Origin of the sequence: Paraburkholderia sp. MM5482-R2, from assembly GCF_050436125.1 — a bacterium.
Lineage (GTDB): Bacteria > Pseudomonadota > Gammaproteobacteria > Burkholderiales > Burkholderiaceae > Paraburkholderia > Paraburkholderia tuberum.
In genome coordinates, this window is the sequence record NZ_JBNDLP010000003.1 from 104,323 (window position 1) to 123,136 (window position 18,814).

Genomic DNA, 18,814 nt, shown 5'->3' on the forward strand with positions numbered 1-18,814 from the left:
GAATGTTGCGACGCAATGCCTGCTTGCGTTGCGTCGCATTGCCGTCCAGGCTCGTTAGCAGATTCGAATGGTGAAGACATGTCTGAAAGTCCGATTGATCCTCACACGCATCATTACGCGCACTGCCTGCCGTTCAGCGCGCAGTTGATCGGCGCGAGCGGCACGCGACCGCGCACGCGGTTCCGTTTTTGGGCACCGTCGTGCAGCAGCGTGCAGGTGGTGGTCGAAAACGGCCCCGCGCAAGGCACGCACGACATGGCTCCGACCGGCAACGGCTGGTTCGAGACCACCGTGGAGAGCGGCGCGGGCACGCTGTATCGGTTCCAGCTCGACGACGGGCAGGCGGTGCCCGATCCGGCCTCGCGGTTCCAGCCGCGGGACGTGCACGGCCCGAGCGAGGTCATCGATCCGCGCGCCTACCATTGGGAACACACCGAATGGCACGGCCGGCCCTGGGAAGAAACGGTGCTGTACGAATTGCACGTCGGTGCGATGGGCGGGTATGCGGGCGTGCAAAAGCGCCTGCCCGAGCTCGCCGCGCTCGGCGTCACCGCCATCGAACTGATGCCGTTGAACGACTTTCCCGGTCGTCGCAACTGGGGTTACGACGGCGTGTTGCCGTACGCGCCCGACTCCGCATACGGCCGCCCCGACGAACTGAAGGCGCTGATCGACGCCGCGCATGGTGTGGGCCTGATGGTGTTTCTCGACGTCGTCTACAACCACTTCGGACCGGACGGCAACTATCTGCATAGTTACGCGGAGCCGTTTTTCCGCGCAGGCGTGAACACGCCGTGGGGCCCCGCGATCGACTTCGAGCGCAGCGAAGTCAGCGACTTCTTCACCGACAACGCCGTCTACTGGATCAACGAGTACCGCTTCGACGGACTGCGCTTCGATGCGGTGCATGCGATCGACAATCCCGGGTGGCTGCGCGAGCTGTCGGACCATATCCGCGCGCGCGTGCAGCAGGGCCGTCACGTGCATCTGGTGGTCGAAAACGAGCACAACAGCGCGAGCCTGCTCGGCGCGCATTTCGACGCGCAATGGAACGACGACGCGCACAACACGCTGCACGTGCTGCTGACCGGCGAAACCGAAGGCTATTACCACGCGTATGCCAACCAACCGATTCGCCGGCTCGCGCGAGTGCTGGCCGAAGGCTTCGCGTATCAGGGCGAGCCATCGCCGCTGCACGATGGTGCGCCGCGTGGCGAAGCGAGCGCGCATCTGCCGCCGACGTCGTTCGTGATGTTTTTGCAGAACCACGATCAGATTGGCAACCGTGCGTTCGGCGAACGTCTGCGCAAGCTGACCTCGGATGACGCGCTGCGCGCCGCGACCGCGTTGCTGTTGCTGTCGCCGCAAATTCCGCTGCTGTTCATGGACGAGGAGCATGGTTCGACGCAACCGTTCCTGTTTTTCACCGATTACACCGGCGATCTCGCCGACGCCGTGCGCGAAGGGCGACGCCGTGAATTCGCCCGCTTTGCCGCGTTCAGCGATGACAAACGCCGCGCGCAGATTCCCGATCCGAACGATGCCCAGACCTTCGCCGCCTCGTCGCCACCCGCGCCCGATGTACCGCCGACGCCGGATCGGCTCGACTGGATGCATTACTACAAGTCCGCGCTCGCGGTGCGCGCGAAGCTGATCACGCCGCGCCTGAAACATACGAAGGCGTGCGGTGCGACCGTGCTGCGCGATGCCGGTGGCGGCGACGCGAACGCGCTGATCGCGCGCTGGAATCTCGGCGATGGTGAGACGCTGTCGATCGCGCTGAATCTGTCGCAGCAGAACGTCGCGTTCGACGCCATCCCCGACGGCAAGATCATTTTCGAAACACCGCCGCGCGCGCGCGAACAGGCCGACGCGCGGGTGTTGCCCGCGCATGCGTGCATCGCGTGGCTGACCGGCGACATCAACGAATTCGCGAGCCGCCACGATGCGCGCATCGCATCGCACGAGGAGCAGCGCGCGTGACGACCCGACGCCCCAACGACAGGCTTGCCGCGCTCGCCACCCGCGCAGGCTTCGAGGTGGAGTGGCAGGACGCGCACCATCATACGCAGCACGTGCCGGAGAAGACTCTTGGCACGCTGCTCGAACGCATGGGTCTGCCGTGCGGCAACGCCACGGATATCCGCCACAGCGCCGCTGCTCTGGAGGCCGAACTATCGGGCCGTAGGCTGCCGCCGCTGATGACCGCGGTGATCGGGCGTGGCATCGCGCTGCCCGCGCCCGCGGTCAGGTCGGGCAGCCATTACCGGATCGAGCTGGAGAGCGGCTCGATCATCGACGGCCGCTTTACCGCGCCGAAAGGCGAGGAAGCGCTGCTCGCGCCGATCGACGAAACCGGCTATCACACGCTCGTGATCAACGACCAGCGCATGACGCTCGCGGTCGCGCCGCCGCGCTGCTACACCGTCGCCGACGCATGGCGCACGCTGCATGGCGGCGGCGACGACGGAGAAGGCGAACGCGAAGCCGCGCCGCCCGCGCCGCCGCTGTGGGGCATCGCCGCGCAACTGTATGGCTTGCGCCGCACCGGCGACGGCGGCATCGGCGACTACACGGCGCTCGCGCAGCTTGCGCGGCACGGCGCGCAGCGCGGCGCGCACGCGCTCGCCGTCAGTCCGACCCACGCGATGTTCAGCGCGCAGCCCGAGCGCTTCAGCCCGTACGCGCCGTCGTCGCGTTTATGGCTCAACGTCACGCATATCGATCCGGCCGCGGTGTTCGGCGCGGATGCGTCCGCGTCCGCATCGGCGCAGGCCGGCAACGCGTGGTCCAAATATGAAGAGCTGCCTCTGATCGATTGGCCGCACGCGACCCCGCTGAAGCTCACGGTTTTGCGCGCGCTGTACGAGCAGTTCAGCGCCAACGAGCGCCCGCAGCACTCGCCGCGCGCGCTCGAATTTCACGGCTTCTGCGAACGCGCGGGGCGCGCGCTCGAAGATCATGCGCGCTTCGAAGCGCTGCAGGCCGCGCAGCTCGCGCAAGGCGGCGACGGCCATTGGCGCAACTGGCCCGATGCATTGCGCGACCCACGCGGCCCCGAAGTCGAGGCGTTCGCCGCCGCGCATCGCGACGAGGTCGACTTTCATCTGTTCCTGCAGTGGCTGGCATCGCGCGGGCTGTTGCACGCTCAGCACACCGCGCGCGAAGCCGGCATGGCGGTCGGCCTGATCGCCGATCTCGCGGTGGGTTGCGACAGCGCCGGCAGTCATGCATGGTCCTATCCCGACGACATGCTGCAGGGCGTGTCGGTCGGCGCGCCGCCCGATCTCTTCAACCAGGCCGGCCAGTCGTGGGGACTCACGACCTTTTCGCCGCGCGCGATGCGCACACAAGGCTTCGCCGCGTTCATCGACATGCTGCGCGCGGCGTTCGCGCATGCCGGCGGCATCCGCATCGATCACATCCTCGGCTTGCGGCGTCTGTGGCTCGTGCCCGAAGGCGAAAGCGCGCGCAATGGCGCATATCTGCGCTATCCGTTCGAAGACCTGCTGCGGCTGATCGCGCTCGAATCGTGGCGGCATCGCTCGATCGTGATCGGCGAGGACCTCGGCACCGTGCCGTCCGGGTTTCGGGAGCGGCTCGACGAGCACGGCATCGAGGGGATTCGCGTGCTGTGGTTCGAAGGCGCCGCCGACGGCAACGGCTTCAAGGCGCCGGCCGATTGGGACCGGTACGCGGTCGGCACGACGACCACGCACGATCTGCCGACCGTCGCCGGCTGGTGGCGCGGCAGCGACATCATGTGGCGCAACCGCATCGGCCAGACGATGGCGCGCGCCGACGGGCGCGATCCCGAGGAAGCGGCGCTCGAAGAGCGCGCGCAGCAGCGCGCCGACTTGTGGCGCGCGTTCCAGCAAGCGGGCGTGGCCGCGCCCGAGGTCGCGCCGCCGGACGCCGACAACGCGCCGGTCGACGAAGCGCTCGCATTCGTCGCCGCGACACCCGGGCCGCTCGTCACGTTTCCGCTCGAAGACCTGCTCGCGCTCGACGAGCAGCCGAACCTGCCGGGCTCGATCGACGAACATCCGAACTGGCGCCGCCGCATGACGCTGCCCGTCGACGCGATGTTCGACGACCCCGTGTTCACCGACCGCCTGCTGGCCGTCGACGGCGCGCGCCGCGCCGCCGCGCGTTCATCCAACACTTCCGCGGAGCCTGACACGCCATGACCGTTCCACGCTCCACACTGCGCCTCCAGTTCCATCGAGGCTTCACGTTCGACGACGCCGCGCGGCACATCGACTACTTCGCCGCGCTCGGCATCAGCCACCTGTACGCGTCGCCGATCACGACGGCCGAGCCCGGCTCGATGCACGGCTACGACACCGTCGACTACACCGAGGTCAGTGCCGAATACGGCGGCGAGGCGGGCCTGAAGCACCTCGTCGACAAGCTGCGCGCGCACGACATGGGGCTCATCGTCGACATGGTGCCGAATCATATGGGCGTCGGCGGGTCGAGCAACGCGTGGTGGCTCGACATCCTCGAATGGGGCCGCCACAGCGCGTATGCGCGTCATTTCGACGTCGACTGGCATTCGCCCGATCCCGCGCTGCGCGGCAAGGTGCTGCTGCCGACGCTCGGCGCGTCGTACGGCGAAGAACTGGCGGCGGGCCGCATCGGGCTGCATTTCGCGGCCGACAGCGGACGCTTTCAAATCGGCTATGGTCCGCACGTGTTCCCGATCTGCCCGGTCGATTACGCGGCCATCCTGCAAGGCGCCGACCGCGCCGATCTGAGCGCGCTCGCGAATCGCTTTCAGGGGCTCACCACGCAGCCCGCCGATCAGCCGCGCGCCGCCGAGGCGCGCGACGCGCTGCGCGAGTTCGTCGCGCGCGAAGGCGAGTCGGCGATCGAGTTCGTGCTGGAGACTTACGCGCCTGAGGATCCGGTCACGCGCGACCGGCTGCATCGGCTGATCGAGCGGCAGCATTTCCGGCTCGCGTGGTGGCGCACCGCCTCCGACGAAGTGAACTGGCGGCGCTTCTTCGACATCTCGACGCTCGCCGGCGTGCGCGTCGAGCGGCCCGAGGTGTTCGAGGCGGTGCACGCGCTGATCTTTCGCCTCTATCGCGAAGGGCTCGTCGACGGCTTGCGGATCGATCACATCGACGGGCTCGCCGAGCCGCGCGAATACTGCCAGCGTTTGCGCCAACGGCTCAGCGAGTTGCGCGACACCGCGCCGTATGTGGTGGTGGAGAAGATTCTCGGCCGTGGCGAGCCGTTGCGCGACGACTGGCCCGTCGACGGCACGACCGGCTACGACTTCATGAACGACGTCGGCGCGCTGCTGCACGATCCGGCCGGCGCGGACCCGCTCGCCGGTACGTGGGCCGAGCTCACCGGCCGCAGCGCGCGCTTCGCCGATGAAGCGCACGCGGCGCGGCGCAAGATTCTCGCGGAAAACTTCTCGGCGGAACTGGACCGCGCGGCGCGCGCGCTGCATCGGATCGCACGCGATTCGCTGAGCACGCGCGACTTCACGTACCCCGCGCTGCGCCGCGTGCTGACCGAACTGGTCGTGCATTTCCCCGTGTACCGCATGTATCCGCTGGGCGGACTGCGCAGCGCCGCCGACAACGTCTATTTCGAGGAGGCGCTCGCGGGCGCGCGCGCTTCGCTGCCGCGCTCGGACCATGCGGCGCTCGAGCGCGTGAATGCGTGGCTCGGCGGCAGCGCCGAAGAGGCCCCGCCCGCGCGGCCCGGTGCGCAGTCGCAGCAGCAGGCGCAAGGCGGCGGAGCGTCGCCGCATGCGGGCTCGTCCCGGCGCAGCGCGCAAACGCTGTTTTCGCAGCTGACCGCGCCGCTCGCCGCCAAGGCGATCGAGGACACCGCGTGCTATCGCTACGGCCGTCTGCTGTCGCGCAACGAAGTCGGCTCGGACCCGGGCGAGTTCGCGCTGTCGGTGGAGCAGTTTCATGCGGGCAATCTCGAGCGCGCGCAACGTTTTCCTCATGCGATGCTTGCGACCGCCACGCACGATCACAAGCGCGGTGAAGATGTGCGCGCGCGGCTCGCGGTGCTCAGCGAGATCGCCGACGAATGGGGCGCGACGTTGCGTGCATGGTCGACGTTGAACGCGCCGCAGCGTCGAGCGCTCGACGGCACGCCGATCAACAGCGTGAGCCAGGACAAGAGCGACGCATGGGCTCCCGGCCCCGCCGCCGAGGCGATGCTGTATCAAACGCTGGTGGGCTGCTGGCCGCCGCCGCTGCGCGCCGACGACGAAGCCGGCGTCAAGGAGCTGGCCGAGCGCGTCGCGCAATGGCAGTTGAAGGCGCTGCGCGAGGCGAAGCTGCAAACCAGCTGGCTCGCGCCCGACGAAGCCTACGAAGCCGGCTGCCGCGAATTCCTGTTCGGCATCCTTGCGCCGCAGCGGCGCGACGCCTTTCTGAAGGAGCTGTCAGCGTTCGTCGAGCGCATTGGTCGCGCGGGCGCGCTCAACAGCCTGCAGCAGACGGTGTTGCGCGTCGCGTCGCCTGGGATCCCTGATCTTTATCAAGGCACCGAGCTGTGGGACTTCAGCCTCGTCGATCCGGACAATCGGCGGCCCGTCGATTTCGCGAAACGCGAGGCGTGGCTGCCGCAGACGCAAACGCCGCCGTCGGAATTTCTGGCGGACTGGCGCGACGGGCGCGTAAAGCTCGCGGTGATCCAGCGCGTGCTGGCGTTGCGCGCGCATCTGCCGGAGCTACTGAGTCAGGGCGCGTATCTGCCGCTCACGGTGCGCGGCGCGCATGCGTCGAGTGTGATCGCGTTCGCGCGGCGGCATGGCAATGCGTGGGCCGTGGTGATTGCCAGCCGGTTGGCCGCGCGACTGCTTGGCGATGATGCTGGTCTGCCGCTCGTCGAGCCGGCGCAATGGGCGGATACGGCCATCGAAATGCCGCCCGATCTGTCGGCGCGTGCGCTGTTCGATTGGCTGAGCCCCGCCGCGCCGAAAGTCGACGATCACGGGCTGCTGTATCTGCGCGACGCGCTCGCCGCGATGCCGGTCGCGGTGTTGGTGGAGGATGGGGTGCCTCGAAGCTGAGGCGGTCAAAGAGGGTTGAGGCTTCGGGTTGGCTCGGGCCTCAACCGCCTTCGTCGTCGAACAGCTTCGGATACACGCGCACGAGCACGATGCGCGGTCCCTTCATCTTCTTGACCACGACGTCGAAGTCTTCGAACTCGACGCGCTGCCCTTCGCTCGGCAGATCGTTGAGCGCCTGGATCACGAGCCCGCCCACCGATTCGGCCTTGCCTTCATCGATGTCGATACCCAGAGCACGTTCGAGCGACACCACCGGCAAGCTGCCCTTGCCCATCAGCGTGCCGTCGTCCATGCGGGTCCAGTCGGCGTCGCCCTGGCGGAATTCATCGTGGATCTGCCCGACCAGCGCGCCGAGCAGGTTGTCGAGCGTCAGGAAGCCGATCGGTTTCGCGTTCTTGTGGCCGACCAGCGCGAAGTGCGGCGCGCCCTTGCGAAAGCGCCGGAACAGATCGAGAGCCGGCATGTCCGGCTTCACGTACTGCACGGGGCGGACGTAGCGCGACAGGTCGTCGAGCGTGCTGCCCGCCTGGCGCGCGAGCAGCAGGTCCTTCAGATGGATCATGCCGGCCACGCGTTCGCCGGATGCATCCTCGAACAGCGGATAGCGGCTGAAGCGGTGCCGCGCGACCACCTGCATGTTGTCGCGCAACGGTAGATCGCGCCGCAGGCACACCATTTCATGCGACGGCCGCATCAGGTCCGATACGGTCATTCGCGAGAAGTCGAGCGAGTGCGCGATCGTGTTCCATTCGTCCTGGCTGTACGCGCCGGTCGACGCACCGAGTTCGCTCGCGACGTTCGCGCGGCGGCCGCGCAGGATCAGCTTGAGTTCCTCGGTCGAGTAATGCGAGTCGTGACCCTGGTCGGTATCGAGCCCCGCGGCCTTCAGCACCGCGTTCGCGCTCGTGTTGAGCAGCCAGATGGCCGGGTACATGGCCCAGTAGAAACCGTACAGCGGCGTCGCGGTCCACAGCGAAATTTTCTCCGCCTCGCGAATCGCGAGCGACTTCGGCGCGAGTTCGCCGACCACGATATGCAGGAACGAAATACACGAAAACGCGAAGAACAGTGAAATGCCATGCATCAGCTTCTCGGACTCGACGCCGATCACGGTGAAAAGCGGCATCAGCAGTTGCGCGAACGCTGGTTCGCCGATCCAGCCGAGGCCGAGCGACGCGAGCGTGATGCCGAGCTGACACGCCGACAGATACGCGTCGAGCTGTCCGTGCACCTTCGCGAGCAGACGTCCGCGCATGCCATGCTGGGTGGCAAGGCTTTGCACGCGGGTCTGCCGCAGTTTGACCAGACCGAATTCGGCGGCGACGAAAAAGCCGTTGAGTGCAACCAGAAACATTGCACCGATAAGAGCGACAACCTGGATCAAAGCGACGGGCTCCGGCAACAAAAGTTGTCAGTATAGGCGCTGAAAGCTCGATGAATTCTTGATTGTGCGCAAACGCATTCGCGCGCGACGCTCATTTCGGCGCCGCCGCGCTGAACGGCACGCGCAGCACGAGCGTGGCGGGGGTCGCGGTGACGCCGTCCGCTTCCGTCGTATCGCTTTGCTCGAAGCTTCCGCCGTGCGCCTCCGCGACGCGTTTGCACAACGCGAACACCCACGCGATGCGCTTCGCCTCGCGCGGTTCGCCCGCCTGCTTGCGCGCGAACGCTTCGAGCACATGCGGCAGCGCGGCGTCGTTCAACGCGGCCTCGTTCGGCTCGTACGTGACGCTCGCATGCCATGTGCCGTTGTCCGCGCGCGCGGCCAGTGCGACCTCGGTGCCCCGCGCGCTCGCTTCGACGGCGAACGTCAGCATCAGCCACGCCGCGGCGGCGAGCCGAGCGCGGTCGCCGTTCAGTTGCTCGGTGGCGATCTGCGAGTCGAGCCGCACTTCGACGCCGCGCGCGCGGGCGAGGCCGGCGCGGACTTCCTCGACGGTTTCGTCGAGCAGCGGATGCAGCGGAAAGGGTTCATACGTGAGCGCGAGCGATTTCGTTTCGGCGCGCGTCGCATCGACGATCGTCTCGAGCAGCTTCACCTGCTGATCGACGCCGCTGCGAATGCCGGTGATCGCGCGCTGCGAATTGGGATCGTTCGCGTCGAGCTTGCGCTCGAGCACGTACGCCCAGCTATGAATCGCATTCAACGGACCGCGCAGGTCGTGCGACACCAGCGACAGCACGTGATCGCGCATGAACAACGCGGTTTCCGCGCGCAGCAGCGCGCTGCGTTCGGTGATGACAAAGCCGGCCGACGCCGGCTGGGCGCCAGCAGTCCCGTTGGGTGACGTAGTCACGATCGAGTCCTCTCAGGCAATGCTGGATGATGGGGGGAAGCCTCATTATAGGCATCCCGTTCGGACCGACCAGTCGAGGCCGAATCGCGACGCGGGACGCAATCCGCATGCCATGCGCGGAACCGGACCAGACTCGGCGATCGACGTCAACGCGCCTACAATGTCGGTTTTACGTTTTGATCTGAGGAGCAACGCATGTCGACTGTGACGACCGAATCCGGCCTGAAGTACGAAGATCTCGTGGAAGGCACCGGCGCCGAAGCCGTGGCCGGCAAGACCGTGACCGTGCATTACACGGGCTGGCTGACCGACGGCCAGAAGTTCGATTCGAGCAAGGACCGCAATGACCCGTTCGCGTTCGTGCTGGACGGCGGCATGGTCATCAAGGGCTGGGACGAAGGCGTGCAAGGCATGAAGGTCGGCGGCAAGCGCAAGCTGATCATTCCGCCGCAACTCGGCTACGGCGTGCGCGGCGCGGGCGGGGTGATTCCGCCGAACGCGACACTCGTGTTCGAAGTCGAACTGCTCGAAGTCTGAGTCACGTCTGAGTATTGTCGTGAGCCACGCCGCCGTCACCGCCCCCAACGTTTCGCTGCGCTGCTATGGCGCGATCGAAGCGTCGGACGTGCACGACTTCCACCAGGTCGTGCTGGGGCTCGACGGCGCAATGGTGATGGCGGTAGACGGCGTCGCCGAGCAGATCGACGCCGGCTCCGCATGGCTGATCCCGGCCGGCGCGCGGCACGATTATGCGGGTGTCGGCACGAACCGGCAGCTCGTGCTCGATTTGCCTGCGGCCTCGCTGGCGGTGCCCGAGCGGTTGTTCGAGCGCGCGCGCGCCGTGGCCGTTGATCCGTCGCTCGCACAGCTCGTGCACGCGATTGCCGCGCATGCTGCGGGCGGCGTGGGCGAAGCGCAAGATAATGCCTTCGGTCACCGTCGCTTTCATTGGGATGCTGCGGCACGCCTGGGCGCCGCGCTTGTCGCCGATTCCGGGGCACTAGCCGGTGTGCAAAGCGAAGGCGTTCGCCTCGATTTCGCGCGCATCGACCGCTGGCTGCGCGCGCATCTGTCCGAGCCGCTGAAGATCGCGGACCTCGCCGCGCACTGCGGTTTCGGCATGCGGCGTTTTCATCAACTGTTTATCGATGCGTTCGGCGAGACGCCGCATCGCTATTTGCAGCGGTTGCGGCTCGACACGTCGATCACGCTGCTTGCGGACCCGCGTCTTTCGTTGACCGATATCGCGCTCGAGATCGGCTTCGGCGATCAGAGCGCTTACACGCACGCGTTCACGCGGCGTTTCGGGCTGGCGCCCGGGCAGTGGCGCGCGTTGCGGCACTGAGTGTGGCGGAGGTGGCGCGGAGGGCTTTGAGACCCTTGAGGCCATTTGAAGCCTGTATGCCGCGCACAGGTTTTGCCCTGCCTGTCAGCTTTCGAGCCCACATTGCAGATCCGCACGGATATCGCCCGCGTTTTCAAGCCCCACCGCAAGCCGGATCAGACCTTCGCTGATGCCCACCGCCGCGCGCGCTTCGGGCGTAATGCGGCCGTGCGTGGTCGTCGCCGGATGCGTGATCGTCGTACGCGTGTCGCCCAGGTTGCCGGTGATCGAGCAGACTTTCGTGCCGTCGATCACGCGCCATGCGTTCGTACGCATCTGCTCGGGCGTGTCGCCCTTCAATTCGAACGACACGATCGCGCCGCCCAACTTCTGCTGACGCATCGCGAGCGCGTGCTGAGGATGCGATTCGAGCCCCGGATAGAACACGCGATTGACGGCCGGATGCGAGTCGAGCCAGCGCGCGATTTCGAGCGCATTCGCCGACTGCTTCTCGACGCGTAGCGACAACGTTTCCATGCCTTTCAACAGTACCCACGCGTTGAACGCGGACAGCGTCGGCCCGGCGCTGCGTACGAACGGAAACACCTTTTCCATGATGATTTTCTTCGAACCGACCAGCGCGCCGCCGAGCACACGGCCCTGGCCGTCGAGGAACTTGGTCGCCGAATGCATGACGACGTCCGCGCCGAGCTTCAGCGGCTGCTGCAACGCCGGGCTGCAGAAGCAGTTATCGACGACGAACAGCGCATTCGCGGCCTTCGCGATCTTGCCGATCGCTTCGATATCCGACACTTCCGTCAGCGGGTTGGAAGGCGTTTCGAGGAAGAACATCTTCGTTTCGGGACGCACCGCTTCGTTCCACGCGTTCAAATCAGTCGGATCGACGAATGTAGTCGTAATGCCGAACTTGCTGAAGATCTGCGAGAACATGCCGAGCGTCGAGCCGAACAGCGCCCGCGAGCTGACGAGGTGATCGCCCGCCTGCAACGTCGACATCACGACCGACATGATCGCCGCCATGCCCGAAGCCGTCGCGATGCAGGCCTCGCCGCCTTCGAGCGCGGCCAGACGGTCCTGGAACATCGACACGGTCGGGTTCGAGAAGCGCGAGTACGTGAAATAGTCCTCGGAGTTTCTGAAGCGTTCGGCGGCGTCCGCGGCGCTCGCGAACACGAAGCTCGAGGTCAGGAAGATCGCTTCCGAGTGCTCGTTGAAATCGCTGCGCACGGTGCCTGAGCGAACGGCCAGCGTGTCGAAGTCAAAGTCGTGGAAGTCGTCCATGTTGGTTCTGGTCTCCAGGTTTCCGTGGCTGCTTCCGTGCCTAAATGAGGCAGCAACAAAAAAGAAAAAGCCCGCTTTTGCGTCGGCATAAGCGGGCTTCATGTACGGGGAGGGGCTGGAGCCAGGGCGGACGACCGTGGCGTTCCGCCCTTCGCTTTAGCTGTTTCGGGTCGCCCCGCGCCCGCAAGCTGAGATCAAATCGACGCAAGCCAACATGTTAATGCGCTCGGGGCGCGGTGTGTACGCTCAACCCACCGACAGTTGCAGATGCAGCTGCGAACGCGCCGGGCCGCCACCGTCGATCGCTTCGCTCGCGGCATCGCGATCCGATTGCGACGACGGCGCGAGACGCGCGCTTTCGATGCGGTCGAGGTATTCGGTCGTGATGTCGCCGGTCACGTAGTTGCCGTCGAAGCACGAAGCCTCGAACTCCTTCAGCGCCGGATTGATATCGCGCACCGCCTGCTTCAGCGCATCGACGTCCTGATACACGAGGTGATCCGCGCCGATCATGCGCGCAACTTCCTCGTCCGAGCGGCCGTGCGCGACCAGTTCGCCGCGCGTCGGCATATCGATGCCGTAGACGTTCGGGAATTTCACCGGCGGCGCCGCCGACGCGAAAATCACCTTGTTCGCGCCCGCATCGCGCGCCATCTGCACGATTTCATGCGACGTCGTGCCGCGCACGATCGAGTCGTCGACGATCAGCACGTTCTTGCCCTTGAACTCGATGTTCATCGCGTTCAGCTTCTGGCGCACCGACTTCTTGCGCACCGCCTGCCCCGGCATGATGAAGGTACGGCCTACATAGCGGTTCTTGAAGAAGCCCTCGCGATACTCGACGCCGAGCTTCTTCGCGACCTGCATCGCGGCCGGGCGCGACGAATCGGGAATCGGCATCACCACGTCGATTGCGACGTCGGGCAGCTCGCGCCTGATCTTCTCGGCGAGGTAGTCGCCCATGCGCAAACGCACGTTGTAGACCGGCACGCCGTCGAGCACCGAATCCGGACGCGCCAGATACACGAGTTCGAAGATGCAGGGGTTCAGGCTCGTGGTCGTCGCGCATTGCTGCGAATGCAGCTGGCCTTCGGCGTCGATGAAAATCGCCTCGCCCGGCTGCACGTCGCGCACGAATTCGAAACCGACGCCTTCGATCGCCACCGATTCCGACGCCAGCATCCACTCGACGCCGTCAGCCGTTTCCCGTTTGCCGAGGCACAGCGGACGGATGCCGAACGGGTCGCGGAGACCAAGCAGGCCGTAGCCAGCGATCAACGCGACGATCGCATACGAGCCGCGCACCCGCCGATGCACACCCGACACCGCCTTGAACAGTGCGGCCGGATCGAGCTGCAGACCCGAGCTCGACAGTTGCAACTCGTGCGCAAGCACGTTGAGCAGCACTTCGGTATCGGAATTGGTGTTCACGTGGCGGCGATCGATGCGGAACATCTCATCTTTCAGCTGCTGCCAGTTGGTGAGGTTGCCGTTATGCGCGAGGATGATGCCGAACGGCGCGTTCACGTAGAACGGCTGCGCTTCTTCTTCGCTCGACGCCGAACCGGCGGTCGGGTAACGGACCTGGCCGATGCCCGTCGTGCCCGGCAGGCTGCGCATGTTGCGCGTGCGGAACACGTCGCGCACCATGCCGTTGGCCTTGTGCATGTGGAAATTGCTGCCGTTCGCCGTTGCGATGCCGGCGGCGTCCTGACCGCGATGCTGCAGAAGCAGCAGGCTGTCATAGATCAGCTGGTTGACCGGGGAATGGGAAACTACGCCTACGATGCCGCACATGGCATGTCCTTCAAAGGTACGAAATTCGTGATGGCGACCGGTGCCTGCGACCGCGCCCGCGCTTGCTTTCATGCGACGGCACGCGCTACGACGTCAAGGCAGCCGGTATGCGCCGGAGTCCTGTTGCGCATTGCTCGGGGCGCCCGAATCGTCCACATGGACGTAAGCGGCGAGCGCCTCGGGGAGCAGCGGTTTCATTGCGCGTACGCCCGCAACCGCATACGGACGAAGCAGCGCGTTGCGCCAGAATTCCTCTTTGGGCAGTTTAGTCAAGCCTGCGAGGGCGACCAGAATCAGCACCAGAACGACCCCACGCACGAGGCCGAACATCAAACCGAGCGAGCGGTCCGCACCACCCAGTCCCGTGACCTGCACGAGGCGGCTGAGCAGCGCGCTCACCACGCTCGTGACCAGCACTACGCCGATCACCACGAGCGAAAAAGCCAGCAGCCACTGCGTCAACGCGCCGCCCGGCCAGGTAGACGGGATATACGGGACCACGTAGCCCACGAACTCGCAAGCGATGAAAAACGCCGCGACCCAGCCGATCAAACCAAACACTTCCGACAGCAAACCGCGCCAGGCGCCTCGCAGCGCCGACAAACCAATCACCGCCATTACAGCGTAGTCGAAGGCAGTGAACATCGCTCGCTTACTGTGCTCTGCCGCCGGTCGAGCCCGACACGAGGCCCGCCTCGCGGACCTTCGCGACAGCGGCGGTGGCCGCGGCGCGGTCGGCGAACGGGCCTGCACGCAGCAATGTCAGCGTCGAGCCGTCGGCTTGCTTCCTATGTTCCGTATATGTGGGCACGCCTGCTGCTTTCAACTTCGCGGCCCAATTGCGCGCGTTCGCTTCGTTCGAGAAGGCGCCGAGCTGCACCGCGAAACGGTTGCCCGGCGGCGAGGCCGGCGTGCCGGAGTTCGCGTCGGCGCTGGCGCTGGCGGTGGCCGTGTTCGCTTCGTCGTCGGTCGACGCCGACGGTGTGGTGGCGGGTGCCTTCGTCTGTTTGGCGGGGACAGCAGGCGCGGTGTTGGCTGCGAGCGATTGCGTTTGCGGCTTCGCGGCGGGCTTTGGCGTCGCGGCGGTAACAGCGCCAGTTGCGGCGGAGGGGGTCGCGCCTTGTTTCGCTGCGGTCGATTGCGTCGATTTGGCGGCGGAGGCCGAGGCGGCCGCCGTGGTCGCCGCGCTCGTTGCCGGCGCGAGGCCGGACGCAGCCACGCCCGTGTCGGCGGCCGGCGGACTGTCCGGCGCGACGCCGGCCTGCACGTCTTCGTTGGCGGTGGATCTGGAGAGCTTCGGCGCGGGCCGGTTCGGAATGTCGATCGAGATGTCGTCGGTGACGGGCTTGGGGTGCGAGTCCAACACCATCGGCAGGATGATCACCGCCGCGACAACCAGTGCGATTGCGCCGACGAGCCGGCGGCGCGCGCGCTGCTTTTCCGGCAGCGTGGGGTCGAGCAGCATTGCATCTGCATCGACGGTGCGCTCGGTGCGGCGGGTGCGCCGCTCGACGCGTTCACCCCGGGTGGCCCGATTGGAACTGGTGTTTGCGCCGCGCCGGCTGGGCGCGTCGTCTTTCTTGCCGAACGAGAAAATTCCCATGAATCGCTTGGTTCGAGCCTGGTGCCCGCTCAGTGTTGCTGCGATTTCCGGTAGGCCATCACACCCGCTACCGTATAGAAACTGCCGAAAACGACGATTCTATCATTCTCTGACGCACGTTTTAGCGCGTCCTGGAAAGCCTGCGCCGGCGTTGCATAACGCATGACGCTGCTGTCGGCGCCGTCTTCCACGCCCAGCTCGCGCAACACGGTTTCCAGCTCTTGCGCGGACGCGGCGCGCGGGGTCGGCAGATCGGTCACGCACCAGTGATCGATCTCGCCTTTCAGATGACTTAGCACGCCGGCGATGTCCTTGTCGCGCATCGCGCCGAACACCGCGTACGTGTACGGGAAAAAGCCCATGTTGCCGAGGTTCTGCCCGAGCACCGCGGCGGCATGCGGATTGTGGCCGACGTCGAGCACGATGGACGGCTTGCCCGGCAGTACCTGGAAACGGCCCGGAAGATCCACGTTGGCGATGCCGAGCCGGATGTCCTGCGCGGACACCGGCAGACGGTCGCGCAAAGCTTCGAGCCCGGCCAGCGCCGCCGACGTGTTGATCAGCTGATTCGCGCCGCGCAGCGATGGATACGCGAGCGCCGAGCGCCGCAGCGTCGGGCCGACATAGCTCCACTGCTGTCGCTCGCTGCCGGCCTGGCCTTCGTAACGGAAATCGCGGCCGAACAACCACAATTGCGCCCCGATCTTTTCCGCGTGATCGATCAACGATTGCGGCGGCACCGGGTCCGCGCAAATCGCGGGCTTGCCGGGACGGAAGATACCGGCTTTTTCGAACGCGATTTTTTCGCGCGTGTCGCCGAGATAGTCGGTGTGGTCAATATCGATGCTCGTGATGATCGCGCAGTCGGTGTCGAGGATATTGACCGCGTCGAGACGGCCACCGAGGCCAACTTCGAGAATCACCGCGTCGAGGCCTCGCGACGCGAACAGGCTCATGATCGCGAGCGTCGTGAATTCGAAGTAGGTCAGCGTGACCGGTTTGGCGAGGCTCAGGCGCGCGGCCTCGACGGCTTCGAAGTGCGGCAGCAGATCTGCGTCGCTTGCCATTGCCCCATTGATGCGCGCGCGCTCGTTGAACGACAGCAGATGCGGCGAGGTGTGGCAGCCGACCGTATAGCCCGCGCGCAGCAGGATCGCTTCGAGAATCGCGCAGGTCGAGCCTTTGCCGTTCGTGCCGCCGACCGTGATGATCGGGCACGCAAACGATAGCTGCATCGCATCGCGTACCTGGGAGATGCGGCCCAAACCCATGTCGATGCCGACCGGATGCGCGGATTCAAGGTGCGTGAGCCACGCGTCGAGAGTGGGGAATGTCGTCATCGGGTGAATCTTGAGTGAGTCGCGGTAGTTCGGTTCTGCAGTGCTGCGAAGGGTGCTGGTCAGGCGGTTGCGGTCGAGGATCGCGGGTCGCCGGTCATGGGCGTAGGCCGCTGCGCGGTTTATGCGCACAAACCCGCGCCTTGAGCCGCGCCAGCTTCGGCTTCGACCGCTGCCGCATTGCAGGCGACGGTAATTATCCTGGAAATGACAGCGCGCCGCTTGATTGCTCACGCGGCGCGCTATTTTTTTGATTGCTTCTCTGGCTCCGCCGCGTCTTCGACAGCGCGGCGAAAGAGCGGCAAATGCGGTGCTGCCCGGCTTTTACGCGACCGCGTCCGCCGGCTGATGGCTCAACAGCGCCAGCAATTGCGCGATCTCTTCGCGCAGCTTGCGACGATCGACGATCATGTCGATCGCGCCCTTTTGCAGCAGAAACTCGGCGCGTTGGAAGCCTTCCGGCAGTTTCTCGCGCACGGTCTGTTCGATCACGCGCGGACCAGCAAAGCCGATCAGCGCCTTCGGTTCGGCGATCACGACGTCGCCGAGGAATGCGAAACTCGCTGACACGCCGCCCATCGTCGGGTCGGTCAGCACCGAGATGAATGGCAGCCTGGCTTCCGCCAGCTTCGTGAGCATCGCGGTGGTCTTTGCCATCTGCATCAACGACAGCAAGCTTTCCTGCATCCGCGCGCCGCCCGAAGCGGTGAAACAGATGAACGGCACTTTCTGTTCGAGCGCGTTCTGCGCGCCGCGCGCGAAACGCTCGCCGACCACCGAACCCATCGAGCCGCCCATAAACGAGAACTCGAAGTTCGCCACGACGACCGGCAGCGTGTGAATCGCGCCGCCCATCACGACCATTGCGTCGGTCTCGTCGGTTTCGTCCATCGCCTCTTTAATGCGCTCAGGGTACTTACGGCTATCTTTGAACTTCAGCGCGTCGACCGGAACGATTTCCTGGCCGATTTCGTAGCGGCCTTCCGGATCGAGCAGGCTGTCGAGCCGCTCACGTGCGCCGATGCGCATGTGATGGTCGCACTTGGGGCAAACATGCAGATTGGCCTCGACGTCGTTGCGATACAGCACGGCTTCGCACGACGGGCACTTGATCCACAGGCCTTCCGGAATTCCCTTGCGGTTTTTCGGGTCGGTCTGTTTGATTTTCGGCGGCAGCAGCTTATCGAGCCAGCTCATAGGGAATCCTTCTGGGTCAGCAGTCGCGCGAACGGCGGGACGAGCCCGCCGCTCACGTTACCGCGACAAAAAATAACTGTTATCGGGCAGTTGCAACGCTATCGAGCGCCTCGCGCACCTCGGCAACGAAACGCGTGAGCGTCTCGGCAGCGGCGTCGGGCGCTGCCTGTTCGAGCAATTGAACGATACGGCTGCCGATCACGACGGCATCGGCCACCTCGCCCACCGCACGCGCCGTTTGCGCGTCGCGAATGCCGAAACCGACGCCCACCGGCAGGGGGACGCGCGACTTGATGGCCGGGATTTTACTCGCGATGCTGGAAACGTCCAGATTTGCGGCGCCGGTGACCCCTTTCAGCGACACATAGTAGACGTAGCCGCTGGCGATGCGGCCGACTTCGGCGATACGTTCGTCGGTTGAAGTCGGCGCGAGCAAAAAGATCGGATCGATCCCGGCAGATTGCATCTGTTCCGCGAAGTTTGCGCACTCTTCAGGCGGATAGTCGACCACCAGCACGCCATCGACACCGGCTTCCTTCGCGGCTTTCGCGAAGGCCTCGGCGCCCATTCGCTCGATCGGATTCGCATAGCCCATCAGCACGACCGGGGTTTTGTCGTCGGCTTCGCGGAAGCGTTTGACGTCGGCCAGCACATGGCGTAGCGACACGCCCTTCGCGAGCGCGCGTTCAGACGACTGCTGAATGACAGGACCGTCTGCCATTGGGTCGGAAAACGGCACGCCTAGTTCGATCACATCGGCGCCGCCGGCGGCGAGGGCGTGCATGAACTCGACCGTGCGAGCCGGGTCCGGGTCGCCAGCGGTCATGAACGGGATCAAGCCTTTCTTACCTTGGGCGGACAGCGCGGCAAACGTGTTCTTGATACGGGACATGGAAGTACTCT

General features: G+C 65.7%; 14 protein-coding genes. 5 read left to right on the forward strand and 9 right to left on the reverse strand.

The window, feature by feature from the left end; genetic code table 11:
• The first annotated feature begins 78 nt into the window (after positions 1–78).
• The 3 genes from treZ to treY are packed head-to-tail and all read left to right on the forward strand — an operon-like array spanning position 79 to position 7,054.
• The gene (gene treZ, locus OKW37_RS22570; RefSeq protein WP_429403829.1) at positions 79–1,983 is read left to right on the forward strand and encodes a malto-oligosyltrehalose trehalohydrolase; all 1,905 of its coding nucleotides are present in this window, start codon (positions 79–81) and stop codon (positions 1,981–1,983) included.
• On the forward strand, positions 1,980–4,190 hold the full coding sequence (gene malQ, locus OKW37_RS22575) for a 4-alpha-glucanotransferase (protein ID WP_429403830.1): 2,211 nt from the start codon (positions 1,980–1,982) through the stop codon (positions 4,188–4,190). Before treZ ends, malQ begins: the two co-directional genes overlap by 4 nt.
• On the forward strand, positions 4,187–7,054 hold the full coding sequence (treY, locus tag OKW37_RS22580) for a malto-oligosyltrehalose synthase (protein ID WP_429403831.1): 2,868 nt from the start codon (positions 4,187–4,189) through the stop codon (positions 7,052–7,054). Before malQ ends, treY begins: the two co-directional genes overlap by 4 nt.
• Before the next feature lie 40 nt (positions 7,055–7,094).
• On the opposite strand, the gene OKW37_RS22585 is transcribed toward treY, so the two are convergent.
• Both OKW37_RS22585 and OKW37_RS22590 read right to left on the reverse strand, forming a co-directional pair.
• Positions 7,095–8,438, reverse strand: coding sequence for a hemolysin family protein (locus OKW37_RS22585; RefSeq protein ID WP_184057533.1), 1,344 nt, complete (start codon positions 8,436–8,438; stop codon positions 7,095–7,097).
• A gap of 91 nt (positions 8,439–8,529) precedes the next feature.
• Complete coding sequence (locus OKW37_RS22590) at positions 8,530–9,351, reverse strand: sensor histidine kinase (RefSeq protein WP_184057535.1); 822 nt, start codon at positions 9,349–9,351, stop codon at positions 8,530–8,532.
• Positions 9,352–9,546: 195 nt separating this feature from the next.
• Here OKW37_RS22590 and OKW37_RS22595 point away from each other — a divergent pair, with 195 nt between their 5' ends.
• Together OKW37_RS22595 and OKW37_RS22600 are read left to right on the forward strand one after the other, a co-directional pair.
• Complete coding sequence (locus tag OKW37_RS22595) at positions 9,547–9,888, forward strand: FKBP-type peptidyl-prolyl cis-trans isomerase (protein WP_429403832.1); 342 nt, start codon at positions 9,547–9,549, stop codon at positions 9,886–9,888.
• Positions 9,889–9,907: 19 nt separating this feature from the next.
• Complete coding sequence (locus OKW37_RS22600) at positions 9,908–10,696, forward strand: helix-turn-helix domain-containing protein (protein WP_429403833.1); 789 nt, start codon at positions 9,908–9,910, stop codon at positions 10,694–10,696.
• Positions 10,697–10,780: 84 nt separating this feature from the next.
• Here OKW37_RS22600 and OKW37_RS22605 read toward each other — a convergent pair whose 3' ends face one another.
• The 7 genes from OKW37_RS22605 to trpA all read right to left on the reverse strand — a co-directional run bounded on the left by OKW37_RS22605 (position 10,781) and on the right by trpA (position 18,803).
• Positions 10,781–11,977 (reverse strand): O-succinylhomoserine sulfhydrylase, encoded by a 1,197-nt coding sequence (locus OKW37_RS22605; RefSeq protein WP_429403834.1) that lies wholly within the window; start codon positions 11,975–11,977, stop codon positions 10,781–10,783.
• 246 nt (positions 11,978–12,223) lie between these two features.
• On the reverse strand, positions 12,224–13,774 hold the full coding sequence (gene purF, locus OKW37_RS22610) for an amidophosphoribosyltransferase (protein ID WP_090810350.1): 1,551 nt from the start codon (positions 13,772–13,774) through the stop codon (positions 12,224–12,226).
• 93 nt (positions 13,775–13,867) lie between these two features.
• Positions 13,868–14,419 carry a CvpA family protein gene (locus tag OKW37_RS22615; protein ID WP_184057541.1) on the reverse strand — a complete coding sequence of 184 codons (552 nt, stop codon included), beginning with the start codon at positions 14,417–14,419 and terminating at the stop codon, positions 13,868–13,870.
• A gap of 7 nt (positions 14,420–14,426) precedes the next feature.
• Positions 14,427–15,377 (reverse strand): SPOR domain-containing protein, encoded by a 951-nt coding sequence (locus OKW37_RS22620; RefSeq protein WP_184057543.1) that lies wholly within the window; start codon positions 15,375–15,377, stop codon positions 14,427–14,429.
• 29 nt (positions 15,378–15,406) lie between these two features.
• The gene (gene folC / locus OKW37_RS22625) at positions 15,407–16,717 is read right to left on the reverse strand and encodes a bifunctional tetrahydrofolate synthase/dihydrofolate synthase (protein ID WP_429403835.1); all 1,311 of its coding nucleotides are present in this window, start codon (positions 16,715–16,717) and stop codon (positions 15,407–15,409) included.
• A gap of 321 nt (positions 16,718–17,038) precedes the next feature.
• A complete protein-coding gene (gene accD, locus OKW37_RS22630) occupies positions 17,039–17,911 on the reverse strand; it encodes an acetyl-CoA carboxylase, carboxyltransferase subunit beta (RefSeq protein ID WP_090808311.1) in 873 nt (290 codons plus the stop codon).
• Positions 17,912–17,990: 79 nt separating this feature from the next.
• Entirely contained in the window at positions 17,991–18,803 is an 813-nt protein-coding gene (gene trpA / locus OKW37_RS22635; RefSeq protein ID WP_184036040.1) for a tryptophan synthase subunit alpha, read from the reverse strand.
• Positions 18,804–18,814 lie beyond the last annotated feature (11 nt).